This window comes from Novipirellula sp., assembly GCF_041583735.1.
Classification (GTDB): Bacteria; Planctomycetota; Planctomycetia; order Pirellulales; family Pirellulaceae; genus Novipirellula.
The window spans coordinates 14122-34043 of record NZ_JBFHFD010000017.1; the positions used below are offsets into that span (position 1 = coordinate 14122).

General features: G+C 54.1%; 2 protein-coding genes. Both read left to right on the forward strand.

What is annotated here, in order from left to right; all coding sequences use genetic code 11:
• Positions 1-1734 precede the first annotated feature (1734 nt).
• The gene (locus tag ABX962_RS02905; protein WP_372716443.1) at positions 1735-19167 is read left to right on the forward strand and encodes a choice-of-anchor Q domain-containing protein; all 17433 of its coding nucleotides are present in this window, start codon (positions 1735-1737) and stop codon (positions 19165-19167) included.
• A gap of 226 nt (positions 19168-19393) precedes the next feature.
• A complete protein-coding gene (locus ABX962_RS02910) occupies positions 19394-19618 on the forward strand; it encodes a hypothetical protein (protein ID WP_372716445.1) in 225 nt (74 codons plus the stop codon).
• Positions 19619-19922 lie beyond the last annotated feature (304 nt).

Sequence of the window (19922 nt, forward strand, 5' to 3'; positions counted from 1 at the left end):
AAGCACACTTAAACAACCATGAAACTCAATCAAAGGAAGATCAAGCAAGGTCCATCGAGCAAGCGAATAGTGAGCGGCACACGCGGGCGAAGCGAGAAGGATGTGTGCATGGGCAAGGTGTAAGCAAAGCTATATGAATTGGCAATTCCCCTTGGGCAACAACCGACTGCGACCCCCACCAGGTGGGTATTTAACGCAAAAAGGGTAGATTCATAGATAGAATGTCCCCTTTTTGTGAGTGGTGCGTGCGTGATGATGGGCACAAAGAGCATAGGGGAGGGGGGCAGCGGCAAGAGTGGCGTGCAGAGAGGGGTCATCCGGCCAGTTTGGCAGGTCAGAAGGCGGTTTTCGGGGATGTCGGTCCCGGTTTTTTGACCCCGAACCCCGCACCCCATGCAGATAGGTACCTAGTTACCCAGCGTGTACCACTTTGAGCAAAACCACCCCCCTTCGCAGATAGCAGGTGGTTGGTCCACATCAAGCGTCCCCCGTGGGGAACAATCCGTTCACCATTCCGTACACCTAGGCCCCATTTTCTACCATGTGCCCCCCCTCTATGTTTTCAGGGTACCGGTACCTTGAAGTCCCGTGTCTCAGGGTGGGCAGAATGCGTCGGCAGCGATCAGCAGAATCATGCACAATCCGATACGGCATAGCTGACAATATGAGTCTCGCTTCATCGCGGATCCACCACCTACAAGGCCTGCGTCCACAGCTCAGACTATTTCTGACGTTGGAGAGGGCGGAGGTCGCCCTCGACTAACGATGGAGCTGGAGTCGGCCATCCTCCCAAAAGACATCTCATTTTGACGCTGTTACCTGCGAGCAATAGATTTGCCAAGCAGCGTAATCGCTTAAGTTTGTTCAGTCACATTCCGCTGGAGGTCGGGTATTAATTATAGGCGGCCAAGTGAGAGCAGCTTCTAGGCTGGAAGTTCGGTTCGTCCTGCGTGTACTGCGCTGGCGTTGACACGCGATCAATGTCGTCAAGATCGGAACGGCGCTGGTGACAAAGTAGCCCGAGCGAAAGCTCTACGCACAGAAGTATCACCGCAACAAACGCTCGCAGTTTTGCTAAAGCTGCGAATTGTATTTTCGTAAACGTTCGCAAAAGGGTACCGTTGCCAGATCAAGATGAACTAGATACCGACCTCAATCGATGACCTGTGTTAGTGAATCTTGTCTGCCGTGACAATCGCCTCAAAAAGTGGATGCAACAACTACCCAAAGCGTGCTCACTACCCGAGCGCGAACGATTCGTTGTTGTGGTGGTGAGCAAAACTGAGTCAGCGAATGATCCCGGTGTGCGGCGGTGGTGTTTCGTAATCATCGCAATCAAATGCCGATACACGCACCTGCCGTCTCGTTATTCGAATCGGCCTTACGCCAGTTCCGTCTTGGCTTACCAATACCCTCTTCGACCTCACATCGTCCAAACACAACTCGCCGTAATCGGCGGCGTGCTCAAATACAGGCACCGCGTTCGACAAATGTTTTTTTCTTTTTTCCGGAGAATTTAGTTGCAGCGCATTTCTAACCCCCCTAAGTTCGGCTCTTCTTTACAGAGGTGCGGAACCGCACACTCTATATGCTTTACGGCGTCAGCTCGGACTTTAACGGAGTAGCATGGTGTTGAACCGTCAATTGAAGAAAAAGATTAACAGTTCAGTTGCTCGGCGAAGCACAGAAAAAATAGGAACCGGGAAACGACGTCGCAGACGACTAATTGCGGAAATGCTGGAACCCCGTCAAATGCTGGCAGGTGAGTCCGGTCAGAGCAATCTTGAACCGGCCATTGACGCCATCAATCTTCAACCGGTCGCGTTTGCCGACGAATATCACCTTGATTCGAGCGGCGGACTGACGGTGGCAAGCCCAGGTTTGTTGACAAATGACCAAGCTCAAGATGAAATCGTTCTAGCATCGCAGATATTGACGCCGCCCCGCTTCGGAAAGCTGACATTCCCTGGTGATGGCGGTTTCCAGTTCGACCCCTATCCTGGATTTTCAGGAACCGATTCGTTCCGTTATCAGTTTGAGACTCAGTACGGTTTAAGTAACCCTACGACGGTATCCTTGCATGTGTCGGCTACTCCTCTAACGAGTTACGATCCTGCTGACAAGCCAAATGTGATCATCGTCAACTCGGCACCCGATTCAAGCAGCAGTGCCAACGGCTTGATTTCTTTGCGGGCAGCGGTTGCGATGGCTCAGGCCAACGGTCCAGAGAAGGATATCATCGAAATTCCAGATTTCGGTCACGCAATCTCGCTCTCGTCCAGCCTGGGTGCGTTACAAATCACTTCAGATGTTGAGATCCGCGGATCAGTTCATGGCCAGCGAATTGAGGCTGTCGGAAACACTCACCTGATTCAGATCGACGCAGGCGTGTCTGTCACCCTCGAGAACTTGGAACTCACCGGCGGCTGGCGATCCACTGGTGACGGAGGAGCGATTTGGAACGCAGGTGATCTACAGATTCGCAATTCCTATTTGCACTCCAATGAAGCCGTGACCGGACGCGGCGGAGCAATTTTCAACGCGAATGGGGCAAATCTACGCATCGAAAGCACGACGATTTCCAGCAACGAAGCATATCTTGATGGCGGAGGAATTTTTAACGCCGCTAATGCGGTACTACATATATCGACATCCACTGTCTCGTCGAATGTATCCGAAATTTGGGGCGGCGGCGTGTACAGTCCCGGTGATTTTACGATTCACGCTTCTACATTTGTCTCCAATGAGGCCTCAACGGGCGCAAACCTCGCAATGATCGGTACTGCTTTCTTGGCAGACTCCATTTTTGCATTAGGAATCCAGTCTCAAGATGTGGAAGGGACGATAGTTTCGGCGGGTGGCAACTTGATTGGAAAGACCGGATCGAATGCCGGATTCATCGCGAGTGATCAAGTCGGGACGCTTGGCGCACCGATCGATCCGATCATCGGCCCTTTGCAGTTCAACAGTGGGAAGGCACCGACGCACATGTTGTTGCCCGGCAGTCCCGCGATTGACGCCGGCGTTTCAGTTCACCATTTTCGCGATCAGCGTGGGGCTGATCGGGTCAGCGATGGTCTGGAACTCACGGCATTGACCGACGATACGCGAACCGTGGATATCGGCGCAGTCGAGTTCGGAGCTTTCTTTGCAAACACTACGATCGACGCGGTCGACGCAACCCCTCTGGGTGATGGGCGTGTGGACGTTGATCTCAACACTCCCGGCGACCAGATCTCACTTCGCGGAGCCATTCAGGAGCTCAATGCATTGGCGGGTGTCGGAACCGCAGCCAACCTAGTCGGAGGAACCTTTGAAGCCACAATCTTCAGTAATTTCCTGGACGCACAAACCTTCGAACTCCGTCTATCGGGCATTGACGAAGAGGAAGCTGCAACAGGTGACTTAGACGTCTACGGAAATCTCGCGATTCATGGCGCAGCGACGCTCACTCACAACGGTGGGCAACTGCGAATTGACGGAGGTTGGCCCGAAGGAGAGAATCCTTATAACATGCCAGCGCTCCTGGATCGTCATTTTCATGTGCATTCTGACGCGTTATTGAACCTAGACAAGGTGGACCTTCTGCACGGTCAAACCGATCATCTGGGCGGTATTGGTGGGGCGGTCCTGAACGACGGAGGCACGTTGATTGTCTGCGGCACCATCGTCAGAAAAAATGTCAGCCAACAGGGCGGAGGCATCGCCACGTTACTGGGTACAACAATCATTGATGGTGCATCGGAAATACACAGCAATTACAGCACGCTGGGTGGCGGAATTTATCTTGACGGCGGCTCGTTGTATGTCGATCAATCCACGTTTCATGACAACTATTCAGTCAACGGTGGTGGTGGATTCTACATTCGTGATGGCGATGTCAACATCACTAATCGATCGAAAATCCATCGTAACTCTCACTATTCTTACTCCTACTTCGAAGATCCACAAGGTTCCGCTCTCTTCATCGCTGCAGGCAACGTCACTGTCTCGGGCAACAGCGAGCTGCAAAACAACGGAACGTTTTATCTTGGAAGTAATTACGAGGTACCCAATGTCAACGATCCAGGATTGATTCCCAATCAAGCTCATCGTGCCGCATCATCCGCACTGTACATTCCGACTTCCTCGGTTTTCATTGCAGAGTCCGCGGAGTTCAACCTATTGGACTCCAGTCTATATGAGCACTTCGACCCCGATGTGACCCACTCGACCATTGGCGTTATCAACCTCGGGCGGTTCTACTCGCGAGAAACTGAATACGATGAAATCAAACTCGTTGTTGCAAATTTCAATTCCGCCACGGCCCTGATCCAGGGAGGCAAGATCACTCAATCAGGAGGGTTTTATCCGCTGTTTCGTGAGTCACCGGGCGTTTCAATGGAGTACGCGACCACTAGTTTCAATCAAGCCCTCGTTCAGAACCACAACGGCGAATTAACACTTTTGGATGTTACTTTCCACGGTAACGACGCCGGATTCAATGCGCACGAAATTGCAAACCAAGGTCTCCAATCTGAACTCAATATCATTGGCTCGACCATAGTGGGACTGGGTTTGATTAATTTCGATGGCAACGTTCATATTCAAGATTCGCTGTTCGCCAATTCTTATCATCAGTGGTACGACAACGAACCGTATGCGTTGATCGAGCACTATGGTCAGGAGCCCGTGTTGGCAGTCGTGCCCGCTGAGAACCTTTTCCTAACCTCCGCACTGAGCGACAGCAGTTTAACAGCAACCGTTAACGATGCGTCCTTGCTAGCGGACTATTCGCTACCAATAAAGATCACGATTGGTCAGGAAAGACTCGCGATAGAAAGTGTCGATTTTACGAACAATGAAATCTCGCTCTTGCGAACGGAGCCTAAGTCACATTTGGGGAACGAGACTCTGGTACTGCGTAATTCACAAGCGAAACAGATCCGATTCAACGACTTGACAGATTTGGAACCCTACAACCTACCGCTTGACGTCTATTTGTCGACGATTGACATTCCTATCATCCAGGGGCCCAACCGTGACGGTGCACGTGGTGGTGTCGGGATTGCTTACCCCGGAAATCAGGTTGAGGCGATGACGATCACCGACATTGATTTCAATACAGGTATTGTCACGGTCATCCGCGGTCGGCAAGGAACCACGCCCATTGACTTTAATGAGGACACGGTAACTCTCCGAGGGATCGCGGGGGAGATGAAGATCACGGGTTCCACGTTTACCAACAATGGCACCGAAACTTCTCCTGGACAGATCTCTGTTGACTCGTCGCAGACGATCGTCCGCAGTTCGGTCGTCGAACTGGCACCGCCCTTGATTATCGAGAACAGCACGTTTGCCAATAACAGCAGTACCGGCCCGGTCGCAAGCGTCTTCGCCGAACGTGTCTCCCTGCTTAACTACGTCGCGCCATTTTACGGTCGGACCGATGATTTGGTGATCGTTGACGCGGGTGTGGTTCAGCGTTCCGCAAATCCAACAGCCGTCTCAATGCCTCCGGCTCTCATCGAAAACAGCGTATTTATCGGCAGTACCGATCTGTACTCGGGGAAACCAATCGCTGACGTTGGCGAGCTGCCCGACAGTGTTAAGCATCAGAACTATATTGGCTCAATCGGTTTAGACCAACCAAACGTTCACCAAATGGATGGCACCAACATTCCCATTCGCCGGACAATTGATAACAACCATACTTATGATTCATTTAGCCAGATCGAAACTGAGCTTGGAGCTGGCGTGCCCGGCGATCAGCGGACTGTAATTATTCTAGACCTCGACGCGCAGGAGCCGACGTTGCCAGCGTCCGCATCGGATGCCGCTGGCTTTCTTGGCGATTCTTGGACCCTGCAACCCGACCCTGCACTTTCGGTGCAGCCATCTGCTCAATGGTCATACTCTAATCTGCCTGCGGGAAGTTACTCCATTACTGCCTTGGTCCGTGACAGCGCCAGTGGCAGTATCGGCTTTGACATCAATGGTACGATCGATAGTCGAAGCGTAGACATGCAATTAGCCGAGCGAGATCTCGTCACCAATGAGCGTTGGATCACGTTGACGGATGATTATTTCCATGCGTCCGAAAATGAGATTTTTGAGATTTCCATTTGGCCAGATGGAGCTAATCCAATTGTCGCCGATGCGATTCGTATCGTCGAGCGTACCGATTTACAAGAAAATCCCGTGCTTCCCGTTGCGGATCCGATTCCAAACCAATTGTTTGCGGATTCCAATAAGCGTTCGAGCGATTTCTTTCCGCTTTTAGACAGCCGCGCCGCGTACCAACCGACCAACGTTTCGATTGGCACCGAAACACTGACGGCGACGTTCGAAGACCTATTACCCGGCGACTACCGATTAATGGCCAATTGGGACGGATTGAGTAACTCGATCACCGTCCCTGACCCGGTCAACGGAGGCACGATCCAACTCGACGATCCGCTGTCCACGGAAGGATTTGACGACAGTTTTTTAGGCGAAGGTTGGTTCGAAGCTGCGTCCCTACGAGTCCACTGGGATTCGTTGTCCTTCGAAGGCCACCTCCCCGAAATTTTAACCGAGTTCACTCCCGAATTGCGACTCATCTCGCTCGACACGTTGTCGACGGAGAAGGATCAAGTCGTTCCGCCGCTCAGCTTCCAACTGCCTGAGCGAGCGACATCGCAAATGCGACGAATCATTGACAATGAATATCCAGGATTTACTACGACCGGGACGCCCACGGCGGGTACCGAAGACGGGTTTGGTGATTCGCAAGTCTCGCTTGGCACTGGCGAAACCGCCCAATATCACTTCACCGGACTGGTTCCGGGTGTCTATTTAGTCGCTTCCAGCGCAACGAGATCTGATGTTCCCTTTTCAATCTCAGACGGCGCCTCAGTTCTTTCAAGTGGTCAGATCGCATTCGACCCGGCTGAAGGAGCTGAAACGCTGTCGCGACAATACAGCCAGCGTCAGATCGGCCCTGTACCGCAGATAGGATCCCAGGTGGAACCTGATAGCGACACTTCGGTGTTGCCCGGAAGACCAAGGCTGCTGTCTGCGACCGCTTCTGAAGAAAGAACGTTGAATATCTTTAGCGAATCGGGATACAGACAAGCTCTTGGCGACGAAAGCAGCGAACTACTACGCCAGGAATGGCTGGTTCTCGATCGCGTCGAAATCACTGGAGACGAACTGACGGTCGAGTTGACGGGTGGGGCATCGGTCGTCGCTGACGCCATTCGTATTGAACGATTTGATGACTTGCATTCTCCGCTGCAACCGCTGGCTTCTCTGGGAGGGTACGCCGGCGCGCACGCTCCGCAGGCCACCGGCCCATTGATCGAACAAGGCAACCGAAAGCTATTTTTGGGATTGGAAGCGGCCCTGACGAAGCCATTGGCCGACTCGTTTTACGATGGGCTCCTCTACCTGGATGATTCGGAATCGTTCATCCGTAGCCCCAGTAATCTCGACGTACCCTATTTCCCGTACGTCATCGAGGTCGGTCGTGAATCTATGCTGGCGACTGGATTCAGCCGCGAGCACTCCGCCCTGATCGTCCAACGTGGTCATCGCGGGTCAATTCCGACGCAACATGCCGTCGGCGAATACGTATCCCAGGGATTCTCTGGTCGCGCAACCCGATTGTATGAAACTGTCCTTAGCGACCAAGCAACCACGATTCGTGTCGAAAAGATCGTTGGACTTCCCGACTTATCCCATTCTACGACACGGCAGTTCGACATCCGGGTCGGTCGCGAAGAAATGACGGTCACGCACGTCTCCGATTCCGGTGACGGAACCCTGGTATTGGATGTTAAGCGGGGTGAACATGGCACGCTCGCGAGCCCCATGATTCCAGAGGACACTCAAGTCCGATTGCTCTTGGATCAAAAGGGCAGCAATCGCTTCTTCGACGTCGGCGGTTCCGCCGGACGCCAACTCGATTTGGGTGCCGTGGAATTGGTCGAAATCCATGTCAACACTTTCGACGATGCCATCGACTTGGACCTCGGCGATGGTTATGCGAGCACTGCCATCGCCGGTCAAGTCTCGCTCCGGTCCGCAATCAACGAAGCCAATGCCATCGGCGGCTCGACCACGATTTTCCTGCCTGCGGGAGCCCATGTACTGACCCTCAACGATGCCAACACCGCAGACCAGTTCCACCATGATCTCGATATTTTTGGCGATATCACAATCATCGGCACCGCTGCCGATCAAACCACCATCGATGCCGAAGGACTCGATCGGATTTTCGAAGTCCATCCCGGTGCCAAACTATCGCTGCAGAATCTGACCCTCACCGGCGGCGTCACGCTTGACGATGGCGGCGCGATTTTGGTCAACGATGGCACCTTGCATTTGAGCGAGGTGTTCATCGATCAATCGAGTGCGTCTCGTGGGGCCGCCATCGCATTGCACGGCCAATCATTCGCCGACCTTGATCGATCTACCCTGGCCCACAATACCGCCACACAAAATGGCGGCGGCGTGTATATCGCATCCGGCGAACTGAATCTTTACCAATCCACGATCTCTGGCAACGCCGCGGATGTCGGCGGCGCCATTTTCGCCGACGTCAACGCCGTCGTAGACATTGACGCCAGTACCCTCGTCGAAAACTCCGCATTGATTCGCATTGGTGGCGTCGCGGCTCTTGGTCGCGTGAAAGTTTCACAGTCCGTGATCGCAGAGAACACGCATCCCGTCGTGGACCAGTCACCCGATCTCGCCGGTCGATTCTCCTCCGGCGGTGACAACTTCATCGGCGAGAATCAGCTCCGCCAAACCACCGTTTACGATGCCAGTCGCCCATCGGTTGGAGGCCAACTGCGGATTATTGTCACCGACATCGATCAGTTACCAGCGGCACCGTTCGAAATTCGTGTGCAACCTTCACTGTCCGATCCAGCCACTGTTTTGTCTGTCACGCGAGTCAGTGGTCATACGCTGTTTATTGACCCGTCATCGGAAACATTCTTCACCCCAATCCCGGCTACTGGCGAAACGTTTCGATTTGACGGATTGTGGAACGAACAAGATCAAGTTGGCGTGCCGGGAGCCGCGATCGATCCCTTGCTCGGCTCTCTACAGCTCAATGGAGGTACGATCGCCAACCACCAACCGTCTGCGCGGAGCCCCCTGGTCGATGCCGGTGCCGAACCGGGCGACCTGCACGAAGCCTTTGACGCGCGAGGCCGTGTCCGATACTTCGATCACGATCTCGATTCCATCATGCAACGCGACATCGGTGCGATCGAGCGGGATGATTGGGTCGAAATTCAAACGGATACCATCGCGAAAGTCGAGGGCGACGCTGGCACACGGACGTTCGTATTCACCGTCAACCGCTCTCAAAGTGAACTGCCGCTGACGGTTCGCTACCATGTCGTTGGCTCGGGAACCACACCCGCCAACGAAACCGACTTCGTCGGCGGGGTCTACCCCGCCGGTTCACTCGAATTTGCCCCAGGTGAAACGTCCAAGCTGATTTCAATCGACGTTGTCGGCGAAAGCACCCTGGAAGCGAATCAACGCTTCACTGTCGCACTCGAAGATACCCATCCTGGCGTCATCATTCGAAATCGCGAAGCGTTGGGGATCATTCTCAACGATGACTCCGTCCGAGTGCAGATCGATTCCACCACCACCACCGAAGGCAGTCCTGTCGAAGGCGAGCCCGGGACAAAGATGTTCGATTTTTCCGTTCGACTGGACAACGCCGTCGAAGGCGGATTAGTCATCGATTACGAAACTGTTGAGGCTGAAGATGACATTTACCCTGCTCAGTCCGGAACGGATTTCCAACCGACTCAAACCACATTGCAATTCTCGGGGCTTCAAAACGAGACATTTCAAATCAACGTTCCGTTCCACCGCGATCATCGTGTTGAGTGGGACGAGACATTCACGTTCCACGTAACCAGCGTCAATCATAAACTCGGGTCGATTGACACCAAGGCTATCCAAATTCCAACGCTTTCGGTCGCCATTAAAAACGACGATGAGTTTGCCGTTCGAGTGCTCAGCAGCCGGCAAACTTCGTCTCCTTCGGAACCCTCCGTTATCGAGACGCAACTACAGTTGACTGCAAGTGTTGACCGGCCCGTGATAGTTCAAACAACTGCGGGCCCCGTGGTCTTCGATGGGTTCGCTGGCGAAATCCGAACTGTCGTGGCGTTAGGAAGTACTCCTGCGGCTGTCCAGTCAGTCGACGCTTTTGGATTGGAATCAAACTATAACCCCAACCACCAACTTGCTGACGGTGGAAGTGGAAGCGGGACGGGAAGTGGAACGGGAAGTGGAACGGGAAGCGGAACGGGAAGCGGAACGGGAAGCGGAACAGGAAGTGGAACAGGAAGTGGAACAGGAAGTGGAACGGGAAGCGGAACGGGAAGCGGAACGGGAAGTGGAACGGGAAGTGGAACGGGAAGTGGAACGGGAAGTGGAACGGGAAGTCGAACGGGAAGTGGAACGGGAAGTGGAACGGGAAGTGGAACAGGGAGCGGGTCTGGAAGCGGGGGCGACCCATCGCCATTCGATCCCTACGAAACGACTACCGTTACCGGTGACTACTTCCTGTTCGACCTCACTTTTCCTCATGTCGAACCACGCACACTGGAGTATGACGCATTCTGGTGTATCGCTGGCTCCGAGCGTGAAGAGAAATGGCTTGCTGAAAATCAGCAGGACTGGGCCAAAATCGATCGTCTGTTGATCCAAGTTGATGCCCTGCAAGATGCCATCGCTGCGGTTGCCATTCCCTACCCCAATTCTCCTGACACTTATGACATTCCCTATCCTTACATGAGATTGGTCTCTCTTGCCAACGATCTTTGGAGCGATGCGAAATCGATCGATTATATGATTCAATATGAAGGCTGTCGTGATCGACTGCCTACGCCCGTACCTCCCACCGACGCCAATGGACAACCTATAGGTCCGATTAATCCACCCGAAATTAAAACGTCGACCGACGATGACGACGACATTCATCTCCTTCCCAACGCGGGTGGCCTATTCCCCCAATACCCCTTCGAGCCCGCACCTAACTGGGTCTCGCATGAAAATCAACAATTGCCTACCGGTGGGGCATTCTTTTCCGAACTCGTTGTCGACGATTACCAAGTCTCGCACCTCGGTACGACGACATTTAATCCGTTCCCGACCTACTCGATCCCCGCGGACGTCACGCTGACCGCCGACTCCGAAATTCAGATGCGAGTTGCGGCCAAACAAACCGACCCCAACATTCCCCAAATCTTTGCGGAAACACTCAGCAGCACGTTGGGAACGATCAGCGTCGGCAATGATTTCACGCTCACGTACACGCCCCATCCCAGCATTACCCAAAATCTCTCGCCACGTCTCAATGCCGCAGGCCAAGTCTATCGTTACGATGGCCTGGACGATTTCGACGTCGCCTTGGTCGTCGTCGACACTTCACCGGGTGGCGGTGGAAGCACCGTCACGCACACCCTCAGCGAAGTCCCCGTCGGCATTCGCGTTACCGATTCACTGCCGGTGCTAGTCGGTGATCGTAGTCACACGCCCGACCCTGTCACGGGCGCCTGGGCACTCGATAGCACGATGTATGTCGATTTTGATTCCACATCTCGTATCGATATCGAGCACCTGCTGGTTGATCCCGATGGTGATTCACTCAGGATTTTGAACGTCCAGCCAACTGGGACTTTCGACGCCAAACAATATAACGACGGGAAATTCTCTATTCCCATCGGCAAAATTCAGCGTGCCACCCCGCATGGGCCCTTGCCAACGTTCAATACCGGCATCTTCACCGACCTTCGTGGTTTCGCCAATACAGCCACCGTCACGACTTGGCAGGATGTTGCCACCCGGAATCTGTATTTTAAACTTACCGACGCGGTCACCATTGTGCCTGGCGACGACAGCGGGGAAGACCCACGACCGCCGACCTACCTGCACGGCACAACGATCGACTTCCAAACCGATCTGAAGCCTAGCGATGTTAACTCATCATTCGCATCGGGAACCCGCTGGAACCCGAATCCCGGAGGTTTTGCGACTTTAGACGTACTGGTCGACAGCGGTCGTGTGGACGATGACGGCAATGCAATCATTCGTATCTTGCAAATCGACGTCGCCCCCGCCGCGACTCGGTCCACCGCCAGCGGCGTTGATCCGATTTCTCAGCCCACCCGCTCGTTTGAGCAAGCAATTTCGCCCAACTTGCTCGATCGCCATGAAACCTCCCCCGATACCCATTGGAGCGTTACGGCCCAGGCGGCCCAGCCCGATCGATCCTACCAATCCGTTGGAGGCGTTCCCGTTGACCTCGTCACCGGTTCATTCCTAATTCAGCACGATTTAATCCTCGATGGCTCGGGCGGCCATTCGGAACTGGCGATCCCCGGACTGGTCTACGATTCCTCCACCGTACACGTCAACGGTATCCAAACTCCTGTCATTCAAGCCCTGATCACACCGCCACCAGGATCGACGACGACGTCATTCGTCGACGCCACGCTGACCTGGTATGACCACAACAACGACGACAATCAACCGAACACGCCCTTCGGCCGCGAAGTTATCAGTGAAGGAACGTTTAATCTGAACTGGAGCTCAGGTCCACAAGTCGTCGCCCTGGCTGTCGCTGACGCTCCCAAGCTGACCGGGCTGTATTCATGGAAACTGGAGATCCAGATCGGTCAGACGACGATCACCGAGTACGGGCAAACGCCGGTGGTCGTCAACCAAACCGTCACCGCGTCGGACTTCGCGGCTGCCTCGCCGGTCGCTTGGGATGACACCGCCATCTTTGGCGATGGCTGGTCACTCGCCGGCGTGCCCACCCTTACATTGGACCGCTACGATGGCGGTGATGCACATTCGCGATCCTGGAATCGAGACGGATTCGACGACCGATTGATCCTGGCGTTCCCCGGCCAACAACCCCGGGTTTTTGACTACAGCGACTTGACCGTGGCCGATTTGCCGCTGCCACTGGAACTCGCCAGTATCCTGCCGGGTTCGAAATCCATGTCCGTTCGCCGCGATGTCTTTAGTGATCCCCAAGAATACGGCACTCTCACAGCCCGTCACGCGGCCGCCTCGTCATCGTATCCCGAATCTCAGCATCATCCCAAGAAACCTGACGAATTGGTCTACAAAGCCGCCGACGGAACCGAGTACATTTTCTACCGCTACGAAGTCAAGCCCAACGCGACGGCCACAGAAACGCAGCCGCGTTACCTACTCAATCGCATCGAACAGCCCGGCATCGACTTCGATCCAGAGGTCAACATCTACGAAACCAATCCCACATCAACGGAACGACAGGGCGTGGTGTTGGAGCGAGACAACGATCCCAATTCTGGAACCTACGGACGTCTCACTGCTATCATCGCCTCCGACGGCGCTCGCACCGTCTTCGACTATGACCCCGCCTCAGGCTATGTCGATCGGATTGAATCCGACGCTCGAACGCTCGAATTGACTATCGACGCCGCTGGTGATCTCACCAAAATCGATCACCAAAACGTTGCTCCCGCTGCTTCAGGACTCACGGCCCCCACACGCATTCGTGACTTCACTTACGCTGACCACCTCATCACAAGCGCCCAGTGGACGGACCCAAGTTTCAATACCGTCAAGACAGCTTTGAGCTACAGTCGTTCTGGCATTTCCGAGAGACTTGGAGTTTCCAAAATCACAGTCGGTGAGTTCGACGGAAATCTTGGAAGCCAAATGACCTTCGACTTGATTCCATCTACGCTGCTAGGCTTGCTCGAAACTCGTCCGGCACAAGCTAACGGAATCATCCTTGAGCCGTTGACCGCAAAAGTTGTGCAAGTTGCCGGTTATCAGGAACTCTCCGGCGAAACTCCTCAACCGGTTATCGGTGACCGCGAACAAGTCTATCGCTTTGATAACAAGGGCAATCGCGTCTCCGCAGAGTCAAAATTCGCTGGGCAAACACTTACTCTCCAGTCCTGGAAATATGATGCCATCGGTAGCGTGTTAGCACATACCGATGTCGAAGGTTCGGTTACCGAATTCCGCTACGACTACAGCATTCCCGTCACCGCTGGCGGCGATGCTCCTTGGCTTTACGATGCGGATGACTTCCGCGGCAACGTCATTTTTATCACCGGTCCAGCGCAAACGCAGAAGTTGGAATACGAAACCGACGACAGCAAGATCGATGCGGTTGGACGTCTCCTCGTAGCCACCACAATCGACAAAGACACTGGCGCTGTGCTTAGCACTACCAAGAATAAATACCAAAATGATGGGCGGATTCTCGAATCACGTTCAGTTCGTGGCGGTGGCGATGCAACCACTAATATCGCCGGTAACGACGCCGTCCAAACCTGGTCCTACAACGGAACTGGGCAACTGCAATCGACCGTCGATACCCGCGGTCTCACAACGACCTTCAACACCTATCAGGACGGTCGAGTCCTCCAGTCGACGACCACCGAGCCTGAGTACAACGACACCTTCACCACGGATTTCGAGTTCGATGCGTCGGGCTTTGTAAACATGGTCACCTCCAAGGCGGACGGCAACCTCGTCTCGATCGAACGCAACGTCTTCGATACGGCAGGTTTCTTGCTTTCCTCCTCGCTAGAGGACGCCGACAACACCGTGCTATCCAAGCAAAAGTTCGAGTACAACGCCGACGGGCAAGTCATCAAGTCGACCATTCCGACTTGGAATGCTAAATCTGGGTACGATGAAGACGTCGCGACCACCTACGTTTACAACAACACAGGTTTGCTCCACGAGCAGACCGTTGCCGACTCGATGCATTATGACGTGTACTACACTGGCAACAGTGAATCTGTGGCACTTAAAACGCAGTTCACCTATTACGCCGATGGCACACTTCATCAAACCATACCGCTCAAAGCCGACGGCAGCCCCGCGCCGGGCGTGACGACGGAATTCTACAACCCGTCAAATCGCAAACATTGGACAAGCGTTGACGGAATCGCTGGGGCCAATGGCAATCTGGATAAGACGCAAGTCATTGAACAGACATTTAATCTCGCAGGCGCTCTCACCCAAACCGTTTCCAGGCTCAATGGTGTCACCCAGTCGTCCGGATTGACTGGTGACAAACGAACCCAGCCGTCTGCGAAACCGACAATTCAGTTCGCGGGTAGTGGTGCTTTGGACACGAGCTCATTGGTTTCTCGCAACAGCCACGGGCAATCGGTTTTTACCGTTTCTCCTATAGCGGACGGCACAATCAAAACGGCCGCCCAGACGTTCGATATCCTCGGTCACTTGGAAACATATCGCAACGCCGACTACGCTGATTCGCTCATGGAAACCGAAACCAACGCAGCCGGTGACGTGCTCGTCCAGCGAGAGACTCGTTACACTGCCGACATCGCGTCCGATCCGATCGTGACTTCATTCAAGTACGATGCCTTTGGACGACTGCGCCAAGTCACCGATCCGATGAACAACGAAGTTGGTGTGTCGCCAGCGGAAATTGACTATGAATATGATCCGATCGAATACGCGACGAAAGTCACCAACACGTCACGGTTGGGAGTGGTGACCTACCAATGGTTCGATGCAGCCGGTCAACTTGTTCGCGACGAAAACCCGCAAGGCGGTGTAACGACTTATCAATATGACAAAGCCGGTCGGTTGATGACAGAAATATTCACCCCCGCCGAAACGATCGTCGCTAGTAGAATAACAGGCTATCAATATGACCAGCGAAATCGGCTTCGAAATACCGTCATCAGCCTCCAACCCAATATCGTTGGTCCGCCAAATCCCAACGATGTGAAACAAACCTTCACTGCCGCCGATTACTTCGATCCCGGTGATCCCACTGCTGATGGTTGGAACTCGATTCAGTATGTCACGCTTCCCGGCGATGGATCGACTTTCGATATTTCCTCGCACCAGTACCATGCCACCCGCACCCGTGTCGATTCGCTCGGCACGCCGGTGCTTGTCCAGGCTCCCGATCCAGGTGTAGACGCGAACGTACCCACGACGATCTATTCTTATAGCTATTCGCCCGGCGAAACGGCCATCGAATCTACGCTGATTGCCGCAGCGAATCACACCGACAGCGGACTGCCGACGTCGGTCGACGCAGCCCAGACGCGAAAAACACGTGAGACTTTCAGTGCCATTGGCAGCTTGTTGAAAACCGAACGATTCGACAGCTACGTAGATTCATCTGGCAACGCCGTTGCCGCCGACTGGATCACAGTCGCCCAGAACAACTATGATAGTGGCTCTGGTGCGTTATCCAGTTCCACCGATGCTAATGGCCAGCAAACCGATTATGACTATGATCCCGTCACTGGACTTGTCAACAGCGTGACCAAACCCAATGGCGAAACGACTGCCTACGAGTACGATTCGGCAGGCAACCGAACTCGGCTGCTCTACACCGGCAATCCGGCTGGCGGCAGTGGCGATACGCGTTGGATCTATGACGCTCTGGGCCGCGTGACCGAGGAAACCGTCGTCGGCGTTGCCACGCCGCGGCATTGGTCCTACCAAGGCCTCGACACCTTCTACACCGACCGCAACGGTGTCGTGCATCAAACCAGTGTCAGTCCCTCAATCGGTATGATTAGCAAAAATGTGTCTGCTGCGGGATTGGTCTACGAGCGAAACGAACAGTATGCCAGCAGCGGCGATATAATCAGTGTTGAAGACTCTCTCGACGAAGGCACCGAATCGGTTTACGAGTCCTACTTCGTCTACGATCGTGATCTTTCTGACCTGAACTCAACGACCAGTTACGGATTCAAGTTCCGTGGTGACTACCTCGATCACGCCGTCAGCGTCGACTTCGATACTCGCGGTCAAATCGACAAACGCACGCTCTCGTTCCAAGGTCTCGAAAGTTCCGCGACTGATCTTTGGACCGATGACTTTGACTTCGATTGGCTCGGTCGCGAAACTGCGATCGACCGAACGATTGCTGACCTTTCCGGCGACATCGCCTCAATCTGGAACGACGCCGACGAACCACAGAACAAGGGAGCTCAATACAGTTATAACGTTGACGGCTCCCGCACGTTCATCGATCGCTTCGCTGCCAATTACAGTAGCGGCACTCCGATCGCGACGACCGAACTGAGCTATACGCCCGGCGGGATGGTCGAGACCATCAAGCACTCGGCCGACTCTAGCAGCACGTTCTTTGCCGAACTTAGCTACGCCTACGACCCCGCCGCGCGATTACGCTCCCAGTCTGGTACTTACAAGAGTGGCACCGGCGGTATCCTGCGAGTCGACAACCGTGACTTTACCTACGATGCAGCCGGCCAGCTGACCGGGGTCAGCGAAACGATCGACGCAGGCATCGCTCAACTCCGCGATTACACCGGCGGACGCAGCAGTACCAGCAGCGACTGGACTGTCGGCAGCGACAATCGCCTCACCCAAGATGACCGTTACGATTACGAGTACAATGGCGAAGGCCAACTGACCAAACGCACGTCACGACAATCGCCCTCCAGCGGCGCCAACGACGTCTTCATTTGGGACCCCGCTGGTCGCCTGATTCGCGTCATTCAGCACGACACCTCCAATGCCATCATTCAAAAGATTGAGTATGGCTACGATGCCAACGGCCTGATGAGTGCCCGCCGCGTTCTCGCCCCCAATGACACGGTCACTTCAGCAACCGGCTATCTCCATCAGGGACTGCAGCGGGTTGCCACGCTCGATCTCTCCGGACTCGATCCCGTCATCACCGAGCTGTTCCTGCACGGCACACAGCCCAACGAAATCGTCGCCACCGACATCCTCGAAGGAGGGAACTACGTCACCGCCTGGAGCTTCACCGACAACCTCGGCAGCCTCACGACCGTCGCCACTCTTGTGCAAAGCGACTGGAAAGTGGTACACAACAAGACGACTGAATACGGTGGCGACCAACAACACCTCGGCGATACCAACATCGCCTACCTGACGTCGCAGAACATTTGGGCTGGCCACCATTATGATCCCGACACGGGGCTCCTCGAAGCCAAAGCCCGCTGGTACGACCCTGCAGCAGGTAGGTTCATCAGCAAAGACCCCATCGGCTTCGCCGCGGGCGATGCGAACCTGTATCGTTACGTGGGCAACGGGCCGACCAATGCGACCGATCCGAGTGGGTTGGAGCGCAACGCACTTCAACGGGCCGCAGACAAGTATTTCCGACTGCCGCTGAAACGATTTGTTGACAATAATTTTGCCAATCCTGCACGGAAGGCAATCGACGCGAACCTCAGGAAGCCGGTCAACAACTATATCGAAAGCAAGCGTCCAATCATCAATGGATTCCGCTCGGGCGGGCGTGATGGGGCTGCGGTCATTGCAACCGCTTTAACGGGTGGACAGGATGCTAAATCGAGGGCTCGCGCCTCGCAAGCGATTCAAAACGCATACGATCGAGGTGATACAGCAACGCTCGTTGGTTTTGGGTTTGGCGCTTCTGGTTCCGTCGCGACAGGTGGACTCGTTGCCTTGCCTGCCGCACCCGCTGTAGGAGCTGCGCCGACCTACGCCCTAGTGACTGCCGGTGCTACGTCAACACCGCTGATGGGCGCTGCGTCGTATTATCATGGCGAAGCAGCGTATTACGCCTTTTCAAGCGGCGACATTGGCGAAGGAGCGATTCACGCATTCCACAGTGCGGAATTTGGCGGAGGGATTGCAATTGGTGCGGCCAAACCAGCTTTGTCGCTTGGGAGAATTAAGTCGCACAGTCGGGTTGCTACCGGAATGTTTGGAATTGAACTGCCGACGGTTGACGACTTTTTCATACCGTCACAAATCGACGTTCACCCCGACGCACCACTCTTCTATTCCGTTCCAAATTCGACTGGCGGGCGAACCTGGGTATCGGTTGATGAAATCGACCAGATGGACTTTAGGCTCTTAGTTTGGCAGTTGGTAGAAGATGGTCCGGTCGAGATACTTACAGGAACGCACGGTACAAACATGGGGGCATTCCAGTTTGAACCAAAGTTCTACAATGCCGATGAAGCGATTTGGGGTAGAATGCGAAACGTCTACGTATGGGACGCTGCACGTTTGAATGATGACGAAATCGTGCAAATCTTAAATGCGGAGGGTAATGTGATTTGTGCATTTTGTTATTCGGAACGACAAAGAAATGTTATTCGCGCGCTCGGAGGAAAGGCGTTGAATGACTAGCGAGACGAAACAGAGAGCATTCATTGCCATCGGTTATTGGACTACGGAATCGAAGGTAGTTTGTGCCGAGCCAGAAAAATTGCCTTCGCCCCAATCGTTAGTCTCAACGGCATGGCAGTATCGCAGGTATATGGATTCAATATGTAAATACCTAGACAACGGAAGAACACTAGTTGCCTGGCGTGGCCTTTCCTACTGTCGTATGTGCGGAAGGTCCGATGAAGTCATGGGAAGCGATTGCTTGACCGACGGAGTCTGGGCATGGCCGCAAGGATTGTCCCACTATCTGAGAGCGCATGACATCATGCTTCCAGAAAAGTTTGTCGAACACGCCATCAAAAACGATTGGGTTGTTGGTGAATATTGCGCGATCGCTACCGCGAACAAACGAGCATTGTATGACTTCGATTATTGGATCGAATGGTCTGGTAGTTGTTACGGGCCTAATTGATGTCGTAGTTTTGGCCGAATTGTGACTGTAGGGATTTTTGGTTCCTCCGAGGGGGCGCGGCCGAATTGTTGTGAATTCTGGAGCAAATCAAAAGGGTCAGAGCAAATCAAAAGGGTCAGAGCAAATCAAAAGGGTGTAACAGTTTAGTCCCCGGGTGGGGCTAAGCGGTGGCAGAATGCTATTGGTCGGGGATGCCATTCTGGGTAAATTCGTCGCAACACGTGTCGGAGCGACCTGTTGCATACGTTTTATCCTCGTCGTGATGATGCTTGCCCTAACGCGAAGCACTGCCCACACGCTGGTG